The 20,754-nt window shown below is 33.8% G+C and carries 20 protein-coding genes and 1 tRNA gene; 9 read left to right on the plus strand and 12 right to left on the minus strand.

Features of this window, described 5'->3' with window-relative positions; translation table 11 throughout:
- Window positions 1–8: 8 nt before the first annotated feature.
- Complete coding sequence (locus C5F50_RS11705; protein ID WP_179371488.1) at window positions 9–1,163, minus strand: RNA-guided endonuclease InsQ/TnpB family protein; 1,155 nt, start codon at window positions 1,161–1,163, stop codon at window positions 9–11.
- An 89-nt stretch (window positions 1,164–1,252) separates the two neighbouring features.
- Entirely contained in the window at window positions 1,253–2,344 is a 1,092-nt protein-coding gene (locus C5F50_RS11710; RefSeq protein WP_179371489.1) for a PQQ-dependent sugar dehydrogenase, read from the minus strand.
- Window positions 2,345–2,426: 82 nt separating this feature from the next.
- Between C5F50_RS11710 and C5F50_RS11715 the strand changes: the two genes are divergently transcribed.
- Window positions 2,427–2,536: transfer RNA gene (locus tag C5F50_RS11715), tRNA-Met, on the plus strand.
- Between the two features lies 1 nt (window position 2,537).
- On the opposite strand, the gene C5F50_RS11720 is transcribed toward C5F50_RS11715, so the two are convergent.
- On the minus strand, window positions 2,538–3,866 hold the full coding sequence (locus tag C5F50_RS11720) for a tRNA(Ile)(2)-agmatinylcytidine synthase (protein WP_179371490.1): 1,329 nt from the start codon (window positions 3,864–3,866) through the stop codon (window positions 2,538–2,540).
- Between the two features lie 82 nt (window positions 3,867–3,948).
- Between C5F50_RS11720 and dph2 the strand changes: the two genes are divergently transcribed.
- A complete protein-coding gene (gene dph2 / locus C5F50_RS11725) occupies window positions 3,949–4,944 on the plus strand; it encodes a diphthamide biosynthesis enzyme Dph2 (RefSeq protein ID WP_179371491.1) in 996 nt (331 codons plus the stop codon).
- Here dph2 and C5F50_RS11730 read toward each other — a convergent pair whose 3' ends face one another.
- The gene (locus C5F50_RS11730; RefSeq protein WP_179371492.1) at window positions 4,945–5,544 is read right to left on the minus strand and encodes a tetratricopeptide repeat protein; all 600 of its coding nucleotides are present in this window, start codon (window positions 5,542–5,544) and stop codon (window positions 4,945–4,947) included. It abuts the gene before it with no gap.
- 2 nt (window positions 5,545–5,546) lie between these two features.
- Window positions 5,547–6,626, minus strand: coding sequence for a zinc-binding dehydrogenase (locus tag C5F50_RS11735; protein WP_179371493.1), 1,080 nt, complete (start codon window positions 6,624–6,626; stop codon window positions 5,547–5,549).
- Between the two features lie 110 nt (window positions 6,627–6,736).
- On the opposite strand from C5F50_RS11735, the gene C5F50_RS11740 reads away from it, so the two are divergent.
- Together C5F50_RS11740 and pheA are read left to right on the plus strand one after the other, a co-directional pair.
- Entirely contained in the window at window positions 6,737–7,288 is a 552-nt protein-coding gene (locus C5F50_RS11740; RefSeq protein WP_179371494.1) for an exosome complex RNA-binding protein Csl4, read from the plus strand.
- Window positions 7,289–7,291: 3 nt separating this feature from the next.
- Window positions 7,292–8,107, plus strand: a complete 816-nt coding sequence (pheA, locus tag C5F50_RS11745; RefSeq protein ID WP_179371495.1) for a prephenate dehydratase — start codon at window positions 7,292–7,294, stop codon at window positions 8,105–8,107.
- Here pheA and C5F50_RS11750 read toward each other — a convergent pair.
- The 4 genes from C5F50_RS11750 to folP all read right to left on the minus strand — a co-directional run bounded on the left by C5F50_RS11750 (window position 8,104) and on the right by folP (window position 12,806).
- On the minus strand, window positions 8,104–8,586 hold the full coding sequence (locus C5F50_RS11750; protein WP_179371496.1) for a hypothetical protein: 483 nt from the start codon (window positions 8,584–8,586) through the stop codon (window positions 8,104–8,106). The genes pheA and C5F50_RS11750 overlap by 4 nt on opposite strands.
- 297 nt (window positions 8,587–8,883) lie before the next feature.
- On the minus strand, window positions 8,884–10,353 hold the full coding sequence (locus tag C5F50_RS11755) for a hypothetical protein (protein ID WP_179371497.1): 1,470 nt from the start codon (window positions 10,351–10,353) through the stop codon (window positions 8,884–8,886).
- Window positions 10,354–10,478: 125 nt separating this feature from the next.
- Window positions 10,479–11,909 (minus strand): IMP dehydrogenase, encoded by a 1,431-nt coding sequence (gene guaB / locus C5F50_RS11760; RefSeq protein ID WP_179371498.1) that lies wholly within the window; start codon window positions 11,907–11,909, stop codon window positions 10,479–10,481.
- Window positions 11,910–11,939: 30 nt separating this feature from the next.
- Window positions 11,940–12,806 (minus strand): dihydropteroate synthase, encoded by an 867-nt coding sequence (folP, locus tag C5F50_RS11765; protein ID WP_179373017.1) that lies wholly within the window; start codon window positions 12,804–12,806, stop codon window positions 11,940–11,942.
- 33 nt (window positions 12,807–12,839) lie between these two features.
- Here folP and C5F50_RS11770 point away from each other — a divergent pair, with 33 nt between their 5' ends.
- Genes C5F50_RS11770 through C5F50_RS11790 form a run of 5 tightly spaced genes read left to right on the plus strand, consistent with a single transcriptional unit; the run spans window position 12,840 to window position 16,356 of the window.
- Window positions 12,840–13,577, plus strand: a complete 738-nt coding sequence (locus C5F50_RS11770) for a 6-hydroxymethylpterin diphosphokinase MptE-like protein (protein WP_179371499.1) — start codon at window positions 12,840–12,842, stop codon at window positions 13,575–13,577.
- 35 nt (window positions 13,578–13,612) lie between these two features.
- Window positions 13,613–14,188 carry a hypothetical protein gene (locus C5F50_RS11775; RefSeq protein ID WP_179371500.1) on the plus strand — a complete coding sequence of 192 codons (576 nt, stop codon included), beginning with the start codon at window positions 13,613–13,615 and terminating at the stop codon, window positions 14,186–14,188.
- 4 nt (window positions 14,189–14,192) lie between these two features.
- Window positions 14,193–15,716, plus strand: a complete 1,524-nt coding sequence (gene guaA, locus C5F50_RS11780; RefSeq protein ID WP_179371501.1) for a glutamine-hydrolyzing GMP synthase — start codon at window positions 14,193–14,195, stop codon at window positions 15,714–15,716.
- Window positions 15,717–15,724: 8 nt separating this feature from the next.
- Window positions 15,725–16,078: a hypothetical protein gene (locus tag C5F50_RS11785; RefSeq protein ID WP_179371502.1), complete on the plus strand. Its 354-nt coding sequence runs from the start codon at window positions 15,725–15,727 to the stop codon at window positions 16,076–16,078.
- 14 nt (window positions 16,079–16,092) lie between these two features.
- On the plus strand, window positions 16,093–16,356 hold the full coding sequence (locus C5F50_RS11790) for a DUF2024 family protein (protein ID WP_179371503.1): 264 nt from the start codon (window positions 16,093–16,095) through the stop codon (window positions 16,354–16,356).
- On the opposite strand, the gene C5F50_RS11795 is transcribed toward C5F50_RS11790, so the two are convergent.
- From C5F50_RS11795 to C5F50_RS11805, 3 genes are read right to left on the minus strand one after another with little or no spacing between them, the layout of a single operon-like run.
- On the minus strand, window positions 16,353–17,219 hold the full coding sequence (locus C5F50_RS11795) for an ROK family protein (RefSeq protein ID WP_179371504.1): 867 nt from the start codon (window positions 17,217–17,219) through the stop codon (window positions 16,353–16,355). The genes C5F50_RS11790 and C5F50_RS11795 overlap by 4 nt on opposite strands.
- Window positions 17,220–17,268: 49 nt before the next feature.
- Window positions 17,269–18,879 (minus strand): thermosome subunit beta, encoded by a 1,611-nt coding sequence (thsB, locus tag C5F50_RS11800; RefSeq protein WP_179371505.1) that lies wholly within the window; start codon window positions 18,877–18,879, stop codon window positions 17,269–17,271.
- Window positions 18,880–18,923: 44 nt separating this feature from the next.
- On the minus strand, window positions 18,924–20,639 hold the full coding sequence (locus tag C5F50_RS11805; protein ID WP_179373018.1) for an adenine deaminase: 1,716 nt from the start codon (window positions 20,637–20,639) through the stop codon (window positions 18,924–18,926).
- Window positions 20,640–20,754 lie beyond the last annotated feature (115 nt).

A 20,754-nucleotide genomic window follows, 5' to 3' on the forward strand; every position in this document is an offset into this window, starting at 1 on the left:
AGGTTCTGTCAAGTCATAGGGATATTAATTATTTGTCCATCTTCCTGACTCGCCACAATCGACTCTGCATCTTGGAACTGCTTCATTGCTTCAACTTGCGGTGCGTTGGGGCCGAACCTCAACCCTCTGGCCAAAATGTTTTTGGCTGCATTCTCATCCCTGTCGATAAGAATTTTGCACACGGTACATCTCATCACTCGGTGCTCTTCGGGTACTAGTTTTATCCCACATACCGCACACTTTGATGATGTGCCATGTGCCTTTACATACTGAACGGGCAACCCATTCCATTTAGCTTTGTATTCTATCTGTCTCTGCAATTCATAAAAACTCCATGTGTTCATTTTACCACGATGTTTTTTACCCTGACCGTTTCCCTTACGATACAATTTTCTGATTCCTTTTATGTCTTCTAGAATGATTCCCTGATTCTGTGATGTGATCCTCTTTGAGACATTATGAAGCAGTTGATGTACTCTGTTTTTCTCCTTCTTGCCGTATTTTGTGAATAATTTCTTTCTAATCCTTGCATCATTTCTTTTAAAGTGAGATTTGACCTGCCTATATTTCTGCTTGATATCATTTGTCTTTTTTAGATTGTATATCATGAACTTGTTGTTTGTATCAAAGGACGTTGCATTGTCCAGATTCCTATCAATTCCTACATACGAGTGTGGATTCTTTTGTTGTATCTCCATGGAGTATGAAATGACTAGTTTTTCAGGGGTTACTGTTATTGAGCCGAGTTTTGCAGATTCTAGTTTTTGCAGTACATATGATGCAAGTTTGATGTAGATGTACTGTTTTGCCCTGATTGGGAATCTTAAATGGTTGTCAATTATTTTGTATGTTTGATTGTCAAGTGTTATCATGTTTCTTTTCATGTATGGTCTGTTTGCATTTGGTTTTTTCTTTTTGGTTGCACGGTATAGTTTGAGTCTTGCCTTTGCAACAGATATGGAGCCATGAACATATTTTGCATAATATTGTGAATTATTCCTGAGATGTTCATACAGTTCGTGGTGCATTGTATTGCGTGAAGTTAGATTTTTTTCATCTGAGATACGAATAGCCTCATTTGTACACAATCTGAAATAATTAAAGACATCTGCCAGTTCTTCCCTTTTGTCATGGAACTGCCAAACACATTTAGTATGCAGCATTATTAACTCATGTATACTATGTTAAATTATTACAGGTTATAGTGTAATACTCATATAGTATTTTTATGTCACTATAACTTGACAGAACCTTATTTCAATATCCTCAATAATTTATCATCCATTCTATCTGGAAAACCTTTTCCGTCAGTATTTGAAGTAATTACATAAAGACTTCCGTCATTTCCCTCAACTACATCACGAACTCGCCCAATTCCACTAAGAATAGATTTTTGGGAACTTAGTCCCTGCTCAAAATCTACCTGATAGAGATTGGCAGATCTCATGGAGGCCATAATAAATGGAAATTCAAAATCAAGTTTGTCGCCAGAATAAAACAAGATACCTCCAGGCTCTATACTTGGATCATAGCAGATGATGGCATCTTCAAAAGTTTCATCACCTGAGCATTGCTGTTTAGGCCAACCGTAGTTTTTTCCTGCTTGAATAATATTGATTTCATCATTTTTTTCAGGTCCAAATTCTGCCACAAACATGTTACCATCATTATCCCAAGTCATTCCTTGAGGATTTCTGTGTCCTAAAGAGAAAACAGGTGAATTAGAAAATGGATTATCAACAGGAATTGTTCCATCATCATTTAATCTTAAAATTTTTCCGGATAAAGAATCAAGTTCCTGGGGAAGATGTGATGCATCTGAAACCGTTCCAGTACCAACATATAATTTTCTGTCAGGCCCAAATTTTATAAAACCTCCATTAGTAAATGAAGATCCAGGAATTTTATCAAATATTGTTTTGGCATCTTGCAATTTATTTTCTGATTCAGTAATTCGCAGAATTTTATTCCATAGTTTTCCATCCTCTTCATATGTCAAAAATACATAGATGTAATGATTAGTTGAAAAATCTGGATGGAGTGCAATGCCTAGTAATCCACCATCAAAAACATTTGCAGGACGAAATGCAGCAAGTGGTGATTCTAATAGATTTCCATCTTCAATAACTCTGATGAATCCATCTTTTTCAGTTACAAAAACTCTATTGTCTGAAATTGCAATTGCACGAGGTTTGTCAAGATTTTCAGCTAAAATAGTTACAAAATCATTTTGAGAATTCAAAGTGGGTTTTGGTAATGGTATAGGATCAGAAGGCGATGTCAAAACCAATACTGAAAATATTATAGCACCAACAATTGCAATGATTTGAATTTTTTTATCCACAAAAAAGTAATCTTTTCAAATCCTATTAATTACTTTCAAGAATTTGATAAAGCGTATATACGGCTGAACTTCATTTATGTTCAGCGGGGTGGGGAAGCCAGACTAATTAGGGCTAGGTCATCCCGGCGGGCTCATAACCCGCAGTTCAGTAGTTCAAATGGAGTTAATCTCCTGAAAGTCTACTCCCCGCTACTTAGTTTCTATAAACGCAAAACCATAAAAGAGATTTATCAAATTTTGTGGATTTGTTGATTATACCTACTCGTTGCAAAGGTCTAGTTAGATGTCTATGTGCAGATATTTTTGGAACATACAGTTGTTTTTTGATTTTTCTTGAAATTTCATTACTAGTTTTACTTGTTGCTTTTTTGCCACAACGTATACACTGAAATCCTTGATTCTTGCCTTTGGACTTCATTTTTTTATTACATTTTTTACAAAATGGATTTGACGTTGAAAGGTTTTTTTCAAGATGGATAATTTCAACAAATTCAAGATTAATTATTCGTGGAAAATTTTTTGATGCCTTTCTAACTCCACCTCCCACACAAATCTTATCTCCTTTAATCAAGTGTGAAGCAACAGTATTGATTCCTGTTTCTTTGTAAACGGCGCACCAAAATTCATGGTTATTTGAATTAATTTTGAAAAATACGTGTCCTCCTTTAACAATTTTAGGAGTATTGGATACCATTCCAGTGATTTTTCCTGAAGCATAAGGCAACATGTTTTCAAAATTCAATTCATTTTTCAAATGATCTCCGGTTCCCTGGTTTGATTTGAATATCATGTATCCATCTAACTTTTCTTCACTTTTTAGAATCTTAGTTGCATAAAGCAGTGAATCGACATTTTCTCCTCGGACACCATAGAAAACAGGATCAGGTCCATGTGGAGTAATTAGAATTCGTCCTTTCTTTGTATCAAAACTGTTAAACGTATTCGGAAAAGTTTTTTCTTGCATAACTTTTACACTATTACTAGAAATTTTTCGTTCCTTTCCAAATTTTGATTTTTTACGATAACTCAAAAGTTCTAATGTGTGATCATGAAAATCATACCCTATTGCACCAATAGCCCCTACTAATCCTTGACCATTACCTTTGTAAAAAAATTCAAGGTTATTTTTTTTAGCAAATTTTTTTGCATTATTTCTATTAATTAATCTCCATAAAGCTAAATTACTAAAATCAATAAAATCAGATGGAATTGAATCACTTTCAAAAAATACTAATCCAGGATTTGCGCCATTTTTAACATCAGAATACTTTGAAACAAGATTTTTTACTTGTTGTTTTACATTTGATGGATTTTTTGTCTTGATTTTTATGGACACTGCACCATTACCTCTAGTTTTCCACGGGATGTTAGGATTGAATCGGATTAATCTTGGAAAATCAAGAAATTCAGTTTTCTGTTTTTGAAGTAAATCAACAATTTTGTAGGCTAGAAATGTAGTACACATTCCCTTTGGTGAATCAGTATCATCAAATCCAATATTTAGAATAGTTTCTTTTTTCACAATTCATTTTGATAATTAAGACATTTTTAGTTGTTGCACGGTTCAGTTGATTTAAATTAATAAAGTCATATTCCAAGCTGAATTGATCATAATAGATGAAGAGAGGATTTTCAAAGAAATTGAGAATAAAAATCCAGCATCAGTTTCATTAAATGGTCCAGACGGAATTTTACCACAAGTTCAGGAAACTGCAATGAAAATCTCAGAGAAATTTGGAATTCCAGCTTATGTTTTAGCAGATACCACATGGGGAACATGTGATCTAAATACAAATGGCTCCAAAGTTCTTGGAGCAGAAATTCAATTCAACATAGGACACACAATTAACACAGAATCACTAGAAAAAAATCTTGTTTTAATTGATGCATTTGATGATGTAGAGTTTGACAGTGTTGCAAAAAAATGCCCAGAAATATTGAAAGGTAAAACCATTTCATTAGTTACAGATAGCCAACATTTACACCAAGTAGACAAAGTTGAAAAAATTTTAACAGAGAATGGAATCAAAGTCAAAATTGGAAAAGGTAAAGGGCAATTAAACGACGGTCAAGTATTTGGTTGTGAGTTTTATCCTGCATCACAACTAAAAAAAGAAGTAGATGCCTATGTGTTTTTAGGACAAAGTAATTTTCATGCAGCAGGAATTGCATTATCTACTAATTTGCCTACATACATTTTAGATCCTTACTTTAACGAAGTAAGAGAAATTACTGAATTTGCTCAGAAATTAAAAAAGAAAGCAACTCTTGCAATATACAAAGCAGCTGAAGCTAAAACATTTGGAGTGATTGTTGGACTCAAAGAAGGTCAGCTATCCAAAGTATTTGCTTTGAAAATCAAAAAAGAATTGGAAAAAGAAGGAAAGAAAGTGCAGTTATTTGGATTAACTGACATTACTAATGACAGATTACAAAATCTTAAAGGAATTGATGCATTTGTTCAAGTCGCATGTCCAAGAATATCTACAGATAATCAGTTTGACAAGCCAGTTTTATCCACACCACAAGCAAATGCGCTTCTTAAAATTTTACGAAATGAAAGTATCGAAGAATATCTAGAAATTCCCCACTGGCTGTAATTATATTATTAGATTTTTGAATCTAGAATTGCCAGATAATTTTTCAAAGTATTTTGATTTTTTTGCCTTGATTTTGTATTGTAATCCCTGAGATATTGCACGCTCAAGTAGATCAAGTGCCTCATCTATTTTTGAGAGCATTACAAGATTACAGGATTTATCAAACAATACATCACCATTATCAGGATAATCATGCAATATACTGTTACAACAGGATATGGATTCATCAAATTTTTCCATGGAAAACAAAATTCGTTCCTTATGGTATAATGCAATGTTGTATTTTGGGTTATTCTTTAGAATTTTATCACATAAATACAATGCTTCAATGAAATTTCCTAGTTTACGAAATGATGAAATTTTGTTTACCAATACTGAAAGATCATCAGGGCATATTTGTAATGCAGAATCATAACATTTCATAGCATTATCAAAATCCTTGAGTTTACTTAGTGCATACCCCTTATTGTTAAGGGAACTAAGGTGTAATGGATTTTCATTTAAAATTTCATCATAATATAAAATTGCTTCTTTTAATTTTCCCTGTAAAAATAATCTATTTCCCTCATCCAAAATTGAATTTATTTTTGGATCGGACATTTTCAATCAGAATTTGGTTTCAGGATGATTTTCCCAAAAAGTCCTTTACCTGTAAGCATTTTTGTGTGAGCCTCTGCTGCCTGCTCTAAAGAGTATACTGAATCAATTATAGATTTTATTTTTCCTTGTGACATCCAATAGAGACCCTGTTCCAATTCAGCTCTAGTTCCTTGAGTTGAGCCTAAAATGTTAATCCCTTTAAAGAAAATATGACGTAGATCAGTTTTTGCATCATATCCTGTAGTTGCACCAGTTGTGACAATGGTTCCACCATAATTTAGTAGTGTTAGTTCTTTATTCCAGTGAGAGCCACCAATGTGTTCAAAAATTACATCAATACCAGGAACATCTCCATACTGTTTTGGAATTTTTTTTGCAATTGATCTTACTTTTTTATGCCAATCCTCTTTTCTATGGTCTACAGCAAAGTCTGCTCCAAGTTCTAATAGTTGATCTAATTTATCAGGGCTAGCAGTTGCAATTACAGTACATCCAAATAGTTTTGCAATTTGGATTCCATAATTTCCAACACCTGAACTGCCACCCATTATCAAAACTAATTGTCCAGGTTGAATTTTTGCCCTGCCAACTAGCATATGCCACGATGTCAACAATGTCATTGATGCAGCTGCTGCCTCATCAAATGAAACACTTTCTGGAATTTTTACAACGTTAACTTCTGGAAGATGGGCAAATTCACAATATCCACCCCAAAGCGGGCCTGTTTCAAAACCCCATATTGCTCGCTTTCTACAATCATATTCTCGTCCATCAGTGCATGCTTTACAAACTCTGCAAGACATATTTCCATGGGATACTATTCTATCACCAACCTTGATGTTTTTTACATCACTGCCAACTTCAACTACTTCGCCTGCAGCATCTGTTCCAGAAATGTGAGGTAATGGTATTTCCAACGGTTTGCCTCTCATACCCCAAATATCATCATAGTTTAGCGCTGCCGCTTTTACTTTGAAGATTACTTCGTTAGATTTTGGTTTAGGTAATGGTATTTCTTTAATTTTTAAGATTTTAGAAAAATCATCATCAGTAGTATATTCATCATATACTAGGGCTTTCATGATTTTTTTGAGATTTTTGAAGATATATGATTTACCAAGTAATTTCAGGATAACAGACAAAGTAATTTCAGACCACAAACAATTATAATCATAAAAACAAAAATCTCAGCATGTCTGAAAACGCAACATTTCCAGGGGACAAAATAGCTTCTATTGAAGAATACGAGGCTGGGCACAACACCTTTGATGATGGAGACATGGTCAGAGCAGCAACTGTAGGCGAGAAAGACATTGACAAGGAAACGCGTACTGCCAACATTAAGCATCCAAAACTTCTATCAATTCCTCAAGTAGGGGACATCATTATTGGAACAGTTGCAGCAGTAATGTCATCTATGATTGCAGTTTCAATTGATTACATTAATGGAAAACCAACTACATCAAAAGTAGAATGTGTTTGTTCAACGCGAAACTTGAGAATAAGAAATGTGGCTCTGGTTAATGACATAGTAAAATTAAAAATTCTGAATCATCTTAATGGTACAATTCATGCAGCAATTAATGAACCAGATTTGGGAATTCTATTCACAAAATGTAGAAAATGTGGAGGAAAAGTTGTTCCAATGCGTGATGCTATAAAATGTACAGAATGTGCATGGATTGATGAGAGAAAACTTTCTTCTGATTTTGGCAATAGTGATTTCATAAAGTTGAGAGAGTAAGAAATGATTCAGGTTTCGTTCCAAGGTGAACGAGGGGCATATAGTGAAGCTGCTGCAAGAGCATTTTTTAACAAAGAAATTGACACCATTCCGCTAGCTACATTTGCCGAAGTATTAGAAAATACATCTATGAATAAAACAGAATATGCAATTTTACCCATAGAGAATTCACTAGAAGGGAGTGTGGGGGAAAGTTATGATTTATTGTATTTAACAGATCTAAATGCAATAGGAGAGATTTATCATAGAATAGAGCACTGTTTAATTGGAATTGGTACATTAGATGAAATTGATACAGTTTATTCACATCCACAAGCTTTAGGTCAGTGTAGAAAATTTATCGAAGAGCACAATATGAAAACAATTCCAGCATATGATACTGCTGGAAGTGTAAAAATTGTTAAAGAATTAAACAATAGAAATTGTGCATCCATTGCTAGCAAGGATGCAGCAGAAATTTATCAAATGCCCATTGTTTCAAACAATATTGCAAATAATCTAAATAATTATACCAGATTTTTAATCTTGTCAAAAACAAATAGTTCCAAAACAGGCAATGACAAGACATCAATAATTTTTTCTATAAAGCATGAGCCAGGCTCATTATTTAGAATCATAGAGAATTTTCACAAAAAAAATGTCAATCTCACAAAGATTGAATCAAGACCAACAAAAACAAACACATGGGAATATAATTTCTATGTAGATTTTGAAGGACATAAGGAGGATTCAAAGATTTTAGAAATGCTCGAAAAGATAAAACAAGATACTCTGTTTCTGAAAATTTTAGGTTCTTATCCTTCTGCAAAACTAAGCTAAAATCCTTTTGGTTTTCTGATGGTAAAACCCATACTAAATCCAATTATTATCATTCCAGAAATAATTACAATAAAATGATAAGAAAATAGAATTGGATCAGTTGTAACATTCAGTTTTGCTTCAACAGTCATTTCAGTAGAACCAAGATTTTGAAGTTGGATTCTAGTAACACCATCTTCTAAATGAATCCAATCAACAATTACTTCTTTTTCATGAGTAACAAATGAATCACCTTCTGTTGGGATTTGCAATCCTGAACCAGGACTAGATAATTTTAGATTAAATTTTTCACCAGTAATTTTCATATGTTGTGAGGCTCCAGTATTTGCAGAAATTTGATATGAAGTAGATTTTCCAACATCAAAGGTTTCGTTTACATTTACTGTTTGGAATCCTATTGATGAAATTAGAGAATATCCACCGATTGCAATAATTACACTTCCTACAATTATTCCGATTATAGTTCTCTTAGATAACATAAAATAACAACCTTGAATACCGCTTAAAAAATTATCTACATTTAACCTGCTCTGTCGCACAAATACAAATAATTCCACACTTTCTACTAATTCTCCTGTCAGGTTATGCTGTCACAAATTTGTTGTACAGCGATAGTTTCAGTATCAATTCTTGAATCATGTTGAGTCTATTCCTGGATCTTACCTCCTTTACGAACATTCTTTTGATGCTAGCAAAGACAGACTTTTACATAGATGTATAGGATTATGATTCACTAATTATTAGAACTAGAAAAAATAATAGCGATTTAAAACATCTTATTGTTGGTGATGTAATGAGGGAGCAAGTAAATGCTCTATTACTTGTTGAGCCCTTTCAGATTCAAATTTCATCTTCGACTGTATCTCAGGATTGTCTAGTTTGTTGATTCTTTCAGGTAATTCAAAGCTAAATGAATCTTCAAAATCAGCATAAGATGTTAGACAGGTAGGACATAGCACAAGCAATTGTTCAATCGCATTAGGGATTTGATCTTCTTTGTATTTTGTGAAGTCTGAATGCAATCTAGTCATAATCTGAGTTGGAGGATCTTGTATTTTGTCAGGTAAAACATAATCCATTTCCCATTGATCATATTTTAGTGACCAAGAATTACCAAACTCATCGACTGCACTAGTTTTGCTTGTTTCAGTCAAGTGGTATATGTGACCTTTGTTGATTCCATCATATTCTTTTGGTGGATTCATTGATGGTCCAACTACTTCAATTCCATGATTGTAATAGTTTTGCCATGCGTTATGTTCTGCATCCCAGACATTGGTTCCAAGAATGTTAAAGTCAAGTGGTGCTCTGAAAGTATGCGCTACTTTGACAATGAGGCATTTTGTTTGGGACTCGTCTGAGCAATAACCTTCTGAGGTAGTGACGCTGATTTTATCTAGTACATTTTCAGGATCATCTAATGTGACTGTTTCAATACCATCAAAGGTCTTATCCCAGTTAATTACTGCTTTGCTCATTCCAATGGATTCCCCTTTTGCAAGACCAAATGCCAACTCAAAATGGGATATTTTGTCAGGGCCCAGATTTTCATAAATTTTGAATTCAGCAACGTTTTGTTTTCCTACATTAACAGTCACTAGTGGATATGGTGTAAAGTATCGCTCAACATCAATAGGATTGCCATTGTATGTAAAACCATTATCAACTATTCTTCTTCCGTCATTGTCAACTCCCAATGTTGGTTCTTCGCAGTCACCGTTACATCCGCTACCTCCATTAGTAGTAACAGTGGCAGCAACGAATAATCCAAAGTCTCCAGATAGAGTTTGTGATCCAGCTGCCATTCCAGGATCAGGATCCTCAGTTATCAAATCACCAATACTATTTGTTCCTGATACATCTACAGTAGAAGCGCCTACAACTGGTACGTTATTGATATTGATAAAAGTAATCACTAGGTTTTGATTATTAGTCCATTCAGCAGTCCAATCTGTTGTAAATGTTAGAGAGGCAAGAGGATCAGGTGATGCAAATGTAAAATTACCAGTTACAAAAGCTGCAGAAGTAACAGCACCAACTGTAGCATTTGTTGCTATATTTGTGGTAATTGTGAGAGTATCACCAGCACTAAAAACAGTGTCTGCATCATCAGGGTCGTTTGCAACATAGGCAGAAATCGTTGGTTGTGCTGCAAAGGCATCTAGAGTCAGATATGGAACAAAGCCAATAGTAAACAAAACAGATGTTAAAACAAACAATGAAGCAGATAATTTGGAATTATGCATAATATTAACATAATAAATTAGTATTTAAATAATACGTTTATGGGGCCGCGTAGACGTTATATGAAATTATTTCCATAGCGCAAGTTATGCCATTCTTCATGATTGGCCTGAGAGTCGATGGTTTACTACATCAAAGAAACATCATGAGGTTGACTTTCTGCAAATCCAGCTCTTGACATTTTGATAAATTCTGCATTTTCTTGCATTTGTGTAATTGTATGTGCACCACAATAACTCAAACCAGAACGTACTCCACCAGTCAGTTGCTTGAGAATATCAGTAACGGTGCCTTTGTAAGGGACCATGGCTTCAACTCCTTCTGCGACATAATCATTAAGATCATCATCAAGTGAGATTAATCCTGTTTCTTTGGATTTTCTACCAATTGATGCAGCTAAAGAAGCCATTCCACGATAAACTTTGAAACGTTTTCCATTTTTAGTCAAAACTGTGCCAGGTGATTCATCAGTACCTCCTAGCATGCTACCAATCATTACAGATGAAGCACCAGAAGCTAATGCCTTTGTTGCATCACCAGAAGTTCGTGTACCACCATCAGAAATTATTGGAATGCCGTATTCCTTTCCAACTTTTGCGCAATCCATCACTGCAGTCAATTGTGGAACACCCGAACCAGTAATAACTCTAGTAATACAAATAGAGCCAGAGCCTACACCAACCTTTACTGCATCAACTCCTGCTTTGATTAAATCTTCAGCACCTTGAGCAGTTGCAATGTTTCCTGCAATTAGTTCACAGTTTGGAAATGCTTTTTTGATGTTACGAATTGTACTCATTGCATTTTCACTATGACCGTGTGCAATATCTACGACAAGTACATCTGCACCTGCTTCTAAAAGAGATTCACTTCTTTCTAAAAAGTCACCTTTTACACCAACTGCTGCCCCAACTAATGGACTACCTTTCTTATCTTTTGATGCGTTTGGAAAATCCGCATTATTTGTAATGTCTTTACTTGTAATCAATCCTTTGATAAGTCCTGAATCATCAATTATTGGTAATTTTTCAATTCTATGTTTATGCAGAATTTCTTTAGACTCATCTAGAGAAACGCCAAATTTTGCAGTTACAACATCTTTAGTCATAATATCCTCAATTCGAAGTTTAGGATCAGCAAATAGTAGATCTCGCTCAGTTATGATTCCTATTAGTTTAGAATTTGAGTCAACTACTAAAAGACCAGAAATTTCCATGTCATTGGCATAATCAATAGCATCTTGAACACTCTTGTCAGAAGTAATAGAATATGGGTTTTCAATCATTATACTTCCTGAACGTTTTACTTTGAGAACTTCGTGTGCTTGTTCTTCAATTGTCAAAAATCTGTGAATTATTCCAATACCACCAGCACGAGCCATGACTACAGCCATGGTAGACTCTGTTACTGTATCCATATTTGCACTCACAAAAGGAATGTTAATTGAGATATTTCGAGATAATTTTGTAGTTAGATCGGTTTGACTCCTACTTGTAATATCTGAATATTTGGGTACAAGAAGAACGTCGTCAAAAGTTAATCCTTCTTTGAATTCCAATGAAACCTTGTTAAGAAAGTTGAATATTGATTATAAGCCTTTGTGTTGTTTTGATAATTTAGATGCTACAGTTATTGCATCTTTAGTTGCCTGCACATTATGGGTACGAATAATGTCAGCCCCATTAATTACAGAGATAGCCTCTGCTGCAATGGAACCAAATAATCGATCAGGAGGATTTTCTTTTCCCAAAATATTTCCCAGAAAAGATTTGTTAGAGACTGAAATCAAAATAGGGAAATTTTGTTTTAGAGAGTTCAAGTTTTGAATAACTGTTAGATCCCTTTTTACCCAATCTGATTTAATTTTGGTAAGAAACGGTCCTTGTCCTGTTTTTCTAAAAAATCCAATAGCAGGATCTAAAACAATTTTCTCAGATGAGACATGAGAATTTTTGGCAATTTTCAAGCTTTCTCTAAAAAGTTTTTTTATTGCTGTGACATGATTGCCCAAAACTGTTTTGAAGTCATATGCACATAAAATTAAAGATGGTGAAAACTCTGATACGACTTTTTGCATTTCTTTATCATACTTTAATCCTGAAATGTCATTAATTATTTCGACACCATTTTCCAAAGCATCTTTTGCTACTTTAGCCCTACATGTATCAACAGAGATTGGAAGATTAGAAACATTTTGAATTATTTTAATTGCAGAAAGAATTCTTTTTGACTCAATTTTTTCAGATACCATAGTAGATAGATATGGTGCAGTGGACATACCACCGACATCAATAAAATCAGCACCATTATTTTCCATCTCTTTTACTGAGTTTTTTATCTGAATAGTACTTGTATGAACTGATTTTTTGTAAAACGATTCAGGGCTTGTGTTTAAAATTCCCATTATACGTACAGGATTTTTTCCACCTACGCCTACACTTGCAATTTTTGCCACATGGTTTATCAAATCTAATGCAATTTGAGTCATATGATGGTCTTGGGTTGGAAAAAAAAATACTCTGATATTTTAAAAGAATTCAACTATAGCGAAAAAAAGGATATAGAGTCGGCTATTCAGTTAAACTCACTTTTAAAAAAATCAAACACTATACAAAAAATAATCCCCTTAATTGAAGGAAAAACTGTTTTTGTTATTGGTTCAGGTCCATCATTATCAACTGCAATTCCAATATTAAGAAAATACAAAATACCAACAAAAATTGCCGCAGATAGTGCACTTAAACCACTTGTAGAAAATGGAATTATTCCAGACATCATAATTACGGATTTAGATGGAGATGAAAGTACGTTAAAAAAAATTGCAAAAACAGAATCAATATTTGTTGTACATGCACATGGTGATAATATCGGAAAACTGCAATTGGCAAAGAAATTTAAAAATTGTATTGGAACAACACAATCAAAGCCATTTAGCAAGATTCAAAATTTTGGAGGATTTACTGATGGAGATAGAGGGGTTTTTCTTGCCAATCATTTTAAGGCAAAAAAAATTATTTTATTTGGAATGGATTTTGGGAATAGAATTGGTAAATTCTCAAATACAAAAAAAATAGAAAGGAAAACAAAAATGATGAAATTAAAAAAAGGGGAATCTCTTTTAGAATGGTTATCAACTATCACAAAATCAAAATTATTTACCACATCAAAGTCAATTAAAGGATTTAAAAAAATATCATACAAAGAACTTGATATTATAATTACCTAGAATGCATTTAATACCCATCTCCCATTAATCAAATTATGAAATTTTCAGAGGAGCAGGTAAAGGAAATTGTTGCTTTGAAAGAAAGTTTGATCGAGCAAATCAATAAACATCAAGAATCCATTGAAACGTTAGAAAAAAACATTACAGTTTTAGATTCATTCCTAAAAGATTCTAGTTTTACAAAAGCCTCTCAGTTAGAAATTAAAAAAGAGGTTGAAATTCAAGCCGAGCCAGAAATTATAGAAAAGCCTGTGGAAAATTCAATTCCAATTAAAAGAGTAAATGATGGCAAAATAATTGCCAATGCATATGTCACACCAGGACAACTGTCCATAGTTTTAGACAATGAAATTGAGATAAATGCAGATACACCACCCTTCAAATCGTTCTTCTTAGACAGAATAATTGGGGAAATGAAAAAGAAGGATTTTCAAGAAGCAGAGAATGGAAAAATCCAAAGGGAATCAATTATTGATTATATAATAAACAAAAATGGGACAGACATTAGAGAAATCATAATTAAAAACTATAGACAAAAGGAAAGAGTCAACGAGTTAATCAATACAGCAGGATGGTCATTAACTAGAATGCTTGAAAATATCAAAAAGTGATGATATGGATAAAATTGTAGTTTTAGATTTTGGTTCACAATATAGCCATTTGATTTGCAGAAGAATTAGAGAATTTTCAGTTTATGCAGAACTTGTACCGTATGATATTAGTTATGAGGAATTACAAAAACTTAATCCAAAGGGAATAATCTTTTCAGGAGGTCCATCAAGTGTTTATAGTTCAGATGCTCCAGTTCCCGAAAATAAAATCTTTGAAATGAATTTACCACTGCTTGGAATTTGTTATGGACACCAACTAATTGTAAACAAGTACGGTGGTAAAGTAAAAAGAGCAAACAAAGAATACGGATCATCGTTACTTACAATTGATAATGATAAAGATCTTCTAAATGGAATTGGAGAATCAGTTAGAGCATGGATGAGTCATGGTGATGAAGCAGAACAGATTCCGCCTGGATTTCAGGTGATTGGACATACTAAAGGCGCAAAAGCTGCGGCAATAGCATCAGAAGACAAATCAATTTACGGAATTCAATTTCATCCCGAAGTAGTACATACAGAACAAGGTACGGAAATTCTTAAGAATTTTGTTTTGAAAGTTTGTGGCGCAAATCAAGATTGGACTATGGAGGGATTCATAGATACTGCAGTAGAGAAAATTTCTAAAATTGAAGGAAATGTACTATGTGGAGTTAGTGGAGGTATAGATTCCACAGTAGTTGCACTACTTATTCACAAAGCAATAGGAGATAGACTAAAGTGTGTTTTTGTAAATAATGGACTATTACGACTAAATGAAGAAAAAGAGATTGAGGAGATGTTCAAAGATAATTTCAAAGTAGATTTCACTTCAATTGATGCTACAGATCAATTTCTTGGAAAACTCAAAGGAATAGAAGATCCAGAAAAGAAAAGAATGATTGTAGGGGAAGAATTTATTCATGTTTTTACAGAGTTTGCAAAAAAAAATGGACCCTTCAAATGGTTGGCTCAAGGCACATTATATCCAGATATTATTGAAAGTGGAGTCTCAAAGGGACCTGCAGCAGTAATAAAATCTCACCACAATGTAGGTGGATTACCAGATTGGCTCAATTTAGAAATTTTAGAGCCATTAAGAGAATTGTATAAAGATGAAGTAAGAAAAATTGCAAAAATCCTTGCAGTTCCAGAAAAACTTTTCATGAGACATCCATTTCCTGGTCCAGGACTAGCTGTTAGAATAATTGGAGAAGTTACTCCAACTAAACTAAAAATTGCAAAAGTAGCAAGTAGAATTGTTGAGGACGAATTACTAGAGGCTAACTTGTATGATAAAGTGTGGCAAGCTTATGCTGCTGTAGGTGACGATAGAGCAGTAGGAGTTGTTGGCGATGAGCGAAGATATGGCAACATCGTAATGATTAGAGTGGTAGATTCAATTGATGCGATGACAGCAGATTGGACTAGACTCCCACATGGTCTTTTAGAAAAGATGAGTAATAGAATAACAAATGAGATTGAAGATGTTACTTGGGTAACATATACAATTTCAAGTAAACCACCAGCGACAATTGAACCTCAGTAGGGATAATTTTGGAATATGATAAAATTTGTGATGAGATTTTAGAATGTGATGGAAAAATCAGATATGTTGGAATTTATGATTATGGTGAACTATATGATAAGATGAAGCAGGGACTAAAAAGTCATTTATCAAGAGAAGAAACCGAGATATCATTATCTCAAGCAGTTTATCGATGGTCTACACGTAAAAAAACATCAGAAAAAATTGGCAGACCAATTTTTGCATTAGCAAAATATGAGAAAATATTTCGTATTACAATTCCTATTGGAGGAGCAGGACTGATTTTGATTAGCACTGAGTTAGATGTAGACGTTAATGAGATCGTGGATAAAATTTTAAAAATTAAAAATAAATATTCCTAAAATTTGTGATTGATATGGATTTTCATGTTTTTGATACATATATCAAAGCAAAAGATGGTCATACAATGCATTTTGATGTAGTAACTGACAAAAGCGATACAGAAAAAGCAATTTCTTTTGCAAAAGAATGGCTAGAAGGAATCGGAGAAGAATCAGCAAAGGTAAGCACAGAAGAATGTAGATTTTGTCACACACAATCAGTTCCAGAAGATATGGAAATTGAGATTATGACTAATGGTTACTATATTCAAAAAATAGACGGATGCCCAGAAGACTAAGTTAAGAGGGCAGCACCATAGACGCCTGCAGAATCACCCAATTTGTTTTTCAAAATCGGCGTATCGACTAAATTTGAAAATACTTTAGCATAAACTGATTTCTTTCCTTCAGTGTATAAAAAATCAATATTTGACAAACCACCACCAATAACAATTGCATCTGGATCTAAAATGTCAATAACATTAGCAAGAGCATACCCAAAATTTTCTAGAAATTCATCTTTCCATTTCTTTCCAATTTCATTATCAATATTTGAAAGAATCTCAGTTAGAGTCAGAGATTTGCCAGTTTGTTTTGTCCATTGTCTTTCTAAGGATGGACCACTGATGTAAGTCTCAACACAACCAGTTTTTCCACAATAACATGAATTTCCATTACGATGTAAGACATGATGCCCCCATTCTCCAGCAATATTAGTTCTACCAGAATGAAGTTTTTTATCAATTACAATACCACCACCAACACCTGTACCGATAATTACACCAAAAACTAAACCATAATCCATAGCAGCACCCATTTTAGCTTCTGCCATAGTAAAACAATTAGCATCATTTTCAATCAAAATTTTTTTTCCGATCTTATTTTCTAGATCTTTTTTTATGGATTTCCCTATCAAACATTGAGTATTACTGTTTTTAATTAATCCAGTTTGATTAGAAATAGCACCAGGTGTACAAACACCAATAGAAAAATCAGAAATGTTTTCAGATAGTTCTAAAACTAAGGATGAGATATTGTTGATTATTTCTTCATAATCATTTTTTGGTGTTGGGACTCTTTTTCTTTCTAAAACATTGAGTTTGTCATCAAGTAAGATTGCTTCTGTTTTAGTGCCACCTAAATCTACACCAAGTTTGTACATCAGTAATTTATGAAGATTAGAAGGTTTTAGTTTTAACTAAATTATACATTTAATGCATGCCGCCACCTGGGGCACCAGATGTAGCAATTACATCATCGATTCTAAGAATCATGCATGCTGCCTCAGTAGCTGATTTGATTATTTGCTCTTTAACTACGATTGGTTCTATAACATTAATTGCCATCATATCAGTAATCTGTGTATTTCTAGCATCTATTCCAGTCCATTTGCGGCCTTGATTTTGTTTTGCTCGTAGATTTGCCATAGTATCAATTGGATCCATTCCTGCATTTTCAGCAATAGTTAATGGAATTACTTCCAAAGCTTCTGCATATTTTTTGATAGCCAGTTGCTCTTTTCCATCAAAATTGTCGGCCCAATCTTTGAGTAATGATGCCGCGTAGGCCTCAGGTGCACCTCCACCTGCAACAATTTCAGGTTTTTGAATTACATCTTTGACTACCATTAAAGAATCATGAATAGAACGATCAACTTCATCAATTACTCTTTGAGAGCCACCGCGAATTAACAGGGTAACAGATTGTGGATGTTTGCAACCTTCTATGAATACCCATTTGTCAGATTCAACTTTCTTTTGATGAGCTAATTTTGCAGAACCTAAATCATTTTCTGAAAGATCATCAAGATTACTAATTACTCTACCACCTGTTGCTTTAGATAGTTTAATCATATCACTTTCTTTAACACGGCGAACTGCCATAATACCATATTTTGCAAGATAGTGTTGTGCAATGTCATCAATTCCTTTTTGACAAATCAAAACATTAGCACCAATATCGTGTAATTTATCAACCATAGACTTTATCATTCTATTTTCTTCTTCTAGGAACATTTGCATTTGAGTTGGGTCAGTAATTCTAATCTCAGAACTCATTTCAGTTTTTTCAATTTCTAATGCTGAATTAATTAATGCAATATGTGCATTTTCGATTTTTGTAGGCATTCCACTATGAACAATTTCTTTATCTAAAACAATTCCTTGTACAATTTGTGTGTCCTGAATTGAACCGCCTGATTTCTTTTCAACCTTAATGTTTTCAAGATCGACAGAATACGCATCACCTTTCTTAGTAGCAATACTAAGAATTGCGTTAACTACAATTTTTGATAGTATGTCACTATCTTCAGAGATTAATTTTGATTGCATGCTTGTTGTTGCAATTTTTATAAGAGATTCTTTATCATCAGGAAGAACTTTCTTTGCTAATTCAGAGTAAATTTCAAGAGTTTTGTCTGCAGCTGCTTGAAAACCATCTACAATAGTTGATGAATGAACATCTTTTTTTAGAAGATCTTCTGCACGGGCCAACAGGGCACCTGCGAAAACAACTGAGGAAGTTGTACCGTCACCTACCTCATTATCGACTGTTTTAGATATTTCAACTATCATTTTTGCTGCTGGATGCTGAACATCAATTTCTTTTAAAATAGTAGCACCATCATTAGTAATAGTAACATCACCTAGGGAATCAACTAACATTTTATCAAGGCCTCGAGGTCCAAGACTGCTTTTTACTAACTCGGCAACTAACTTTGCTGCAGCAATATTGTTCTGCTGTGCATCTTTACCTTTTTGCTGTAGCGCACTTTCTTTGAGAACTAAAACGGGTCCATTTGGTCCTTGTTGAATTGATGCCATTTAGATTCAGCTTCAATCCCCTGAATCCCCCTTTTTAACATTACTTAGTTGATCGGTTGAATGTAACTTCGTTTTTTCACATCAACAATTCCACCTGAGAGAATTCTAACAGAAGGTAAAGCCAAGAAGGGTAAAAATAACGGAATCAGATGGGGTCTAGAGAACCTACATCCTAAATCAACAATTGTATTATTGATTTTTTCAAAATTTGATGAAACTTTCTCAAAAGAATCTGTAGAAATAATTCCTGCAAATTGTAAAGGCAAAGATGCAAGAATCTTACCAGACTTTACTACAACTAGTCCACCTTGATTTTTAATGATATGGTTTGATGCAATAGCCATATCAGAATCATCAGAACCAATTACAATCATATCATTTTCATGAAAACTCCAAGTGGATGCAAATGCGCCTATATCAGTTCCAAAATTTTCAAGAAATCCAATAGAATGCTGATTTGTACCATGAATTCTATCAAAGGCAGCGACTTTCCAGATATCAGAATCTAAAGAGGCAGAGATTTGACCTTCCTTTGAATGAAGTTCGGTAGAACCTATTTTGGTAATAATTTCAGTTTGCATAAAAATAGTATTTGCAAGGACGTCTTTCTTTTTTGATTTAATAAGAAAATCATTTTTTGAGAATTTTTTTAGTTTAACAGTTTTTTTGAACCAAGGAGATATTGTTTTTTTCTTGATAGATGTGACAATTTTTCCATTAGCTACAACCAGTTTTCCCCCCACAAAGACTTTGTTTGGCTTTATTGATTTTAGATCATCAAAGATTAGGATATCTGCTAATTTTCCAGGTGCTATTCCACCAAGATCTTTTCCCATGTTATAATAATCAAAATTATTTTTTGATGCCATAGAAATAGCATCTATTGGTTTGAGGCCAAGCTGTATTGATTCTCTAACACAATGATCAATGTGACCAAATTTTGCAATATCAAGTGGATCAAGACCATCAGAACAAAACATTAAACGATTAAGATATGTGCCATGAGATAAAACATGTGGGATGATTTCTTTCAAATCTCGCCTTATGGATCCTTCTCTTATCATAATCCACATTCCAAGACGTAATCTTTCTAATACTTGATCAAAATTGATTGGTTCGTGACATGAGAGTATGCCAGAGGAAACATATGCATTAAGTTTTTTTTCACTTGCTCCAGCAGTATGGCCATTAATTATACAATCACGTTCTAGCATAGATGAAATAGATTTCATTGTTTTGGGTTCACGAAGAGTTACTTTGGTCCATGAAAAAACTTCACCCAAACCAAGAACATGTGGATGCTTTACTGCAGATTTTTCTTGTGACAATGTAAGTGAGTTGCTGTTACTAAATTTTACATCAACAGGAAGACCTCCAGGTACAACTTGGAAAATTCTTATTGGTAAATCTTCTCCAAGTTTAAGAAACTCTTGAAAACCTCTGTAACCTGCAACACTTACAATATCAATTGGATCTGAAAACAAAGAAGTAACACCACAAAGAAGCGCCTTTTTTACAAATTCAGACGGTAATACAAATTGATCAATATGTAAGTGAGGATCTGCAAATCCTGGAGAAACATATTTGTCTTTTACGTCGATGACAGTTGTTTTTGGACCTAGTGTATGTGAAGCATCAGGACCAACATATGCAATTCTATCATGAATTATTGCAATCTGAATTTTTGGGAGTATTTCTCGGGTGTAGACTGACAATAAATTGCAATTTTTTAAAATAAGATCGGCTTTTTTGTCACCCATTGCTACTGAATTCAATGAAGAGATCGAAGTTGCTAGGCTCGAAGTCACAGATGTTAATTGGATTTTGCGCCTATTATAGATTCAATGCTTAAATTACGGTTGAAGAGGTTTTTTT

Origin of the sequence: Nitrosopumilus ureiphilus, assembly GCF_013407185.1 — an archaeon.
GTDB lineage: Archaea > Thermoproteota > Nitrososphaeria > Nitrososphaerales > Nitrosopumilaceae > Nitrosopumilus > Nitrosopumilus ureiphilus.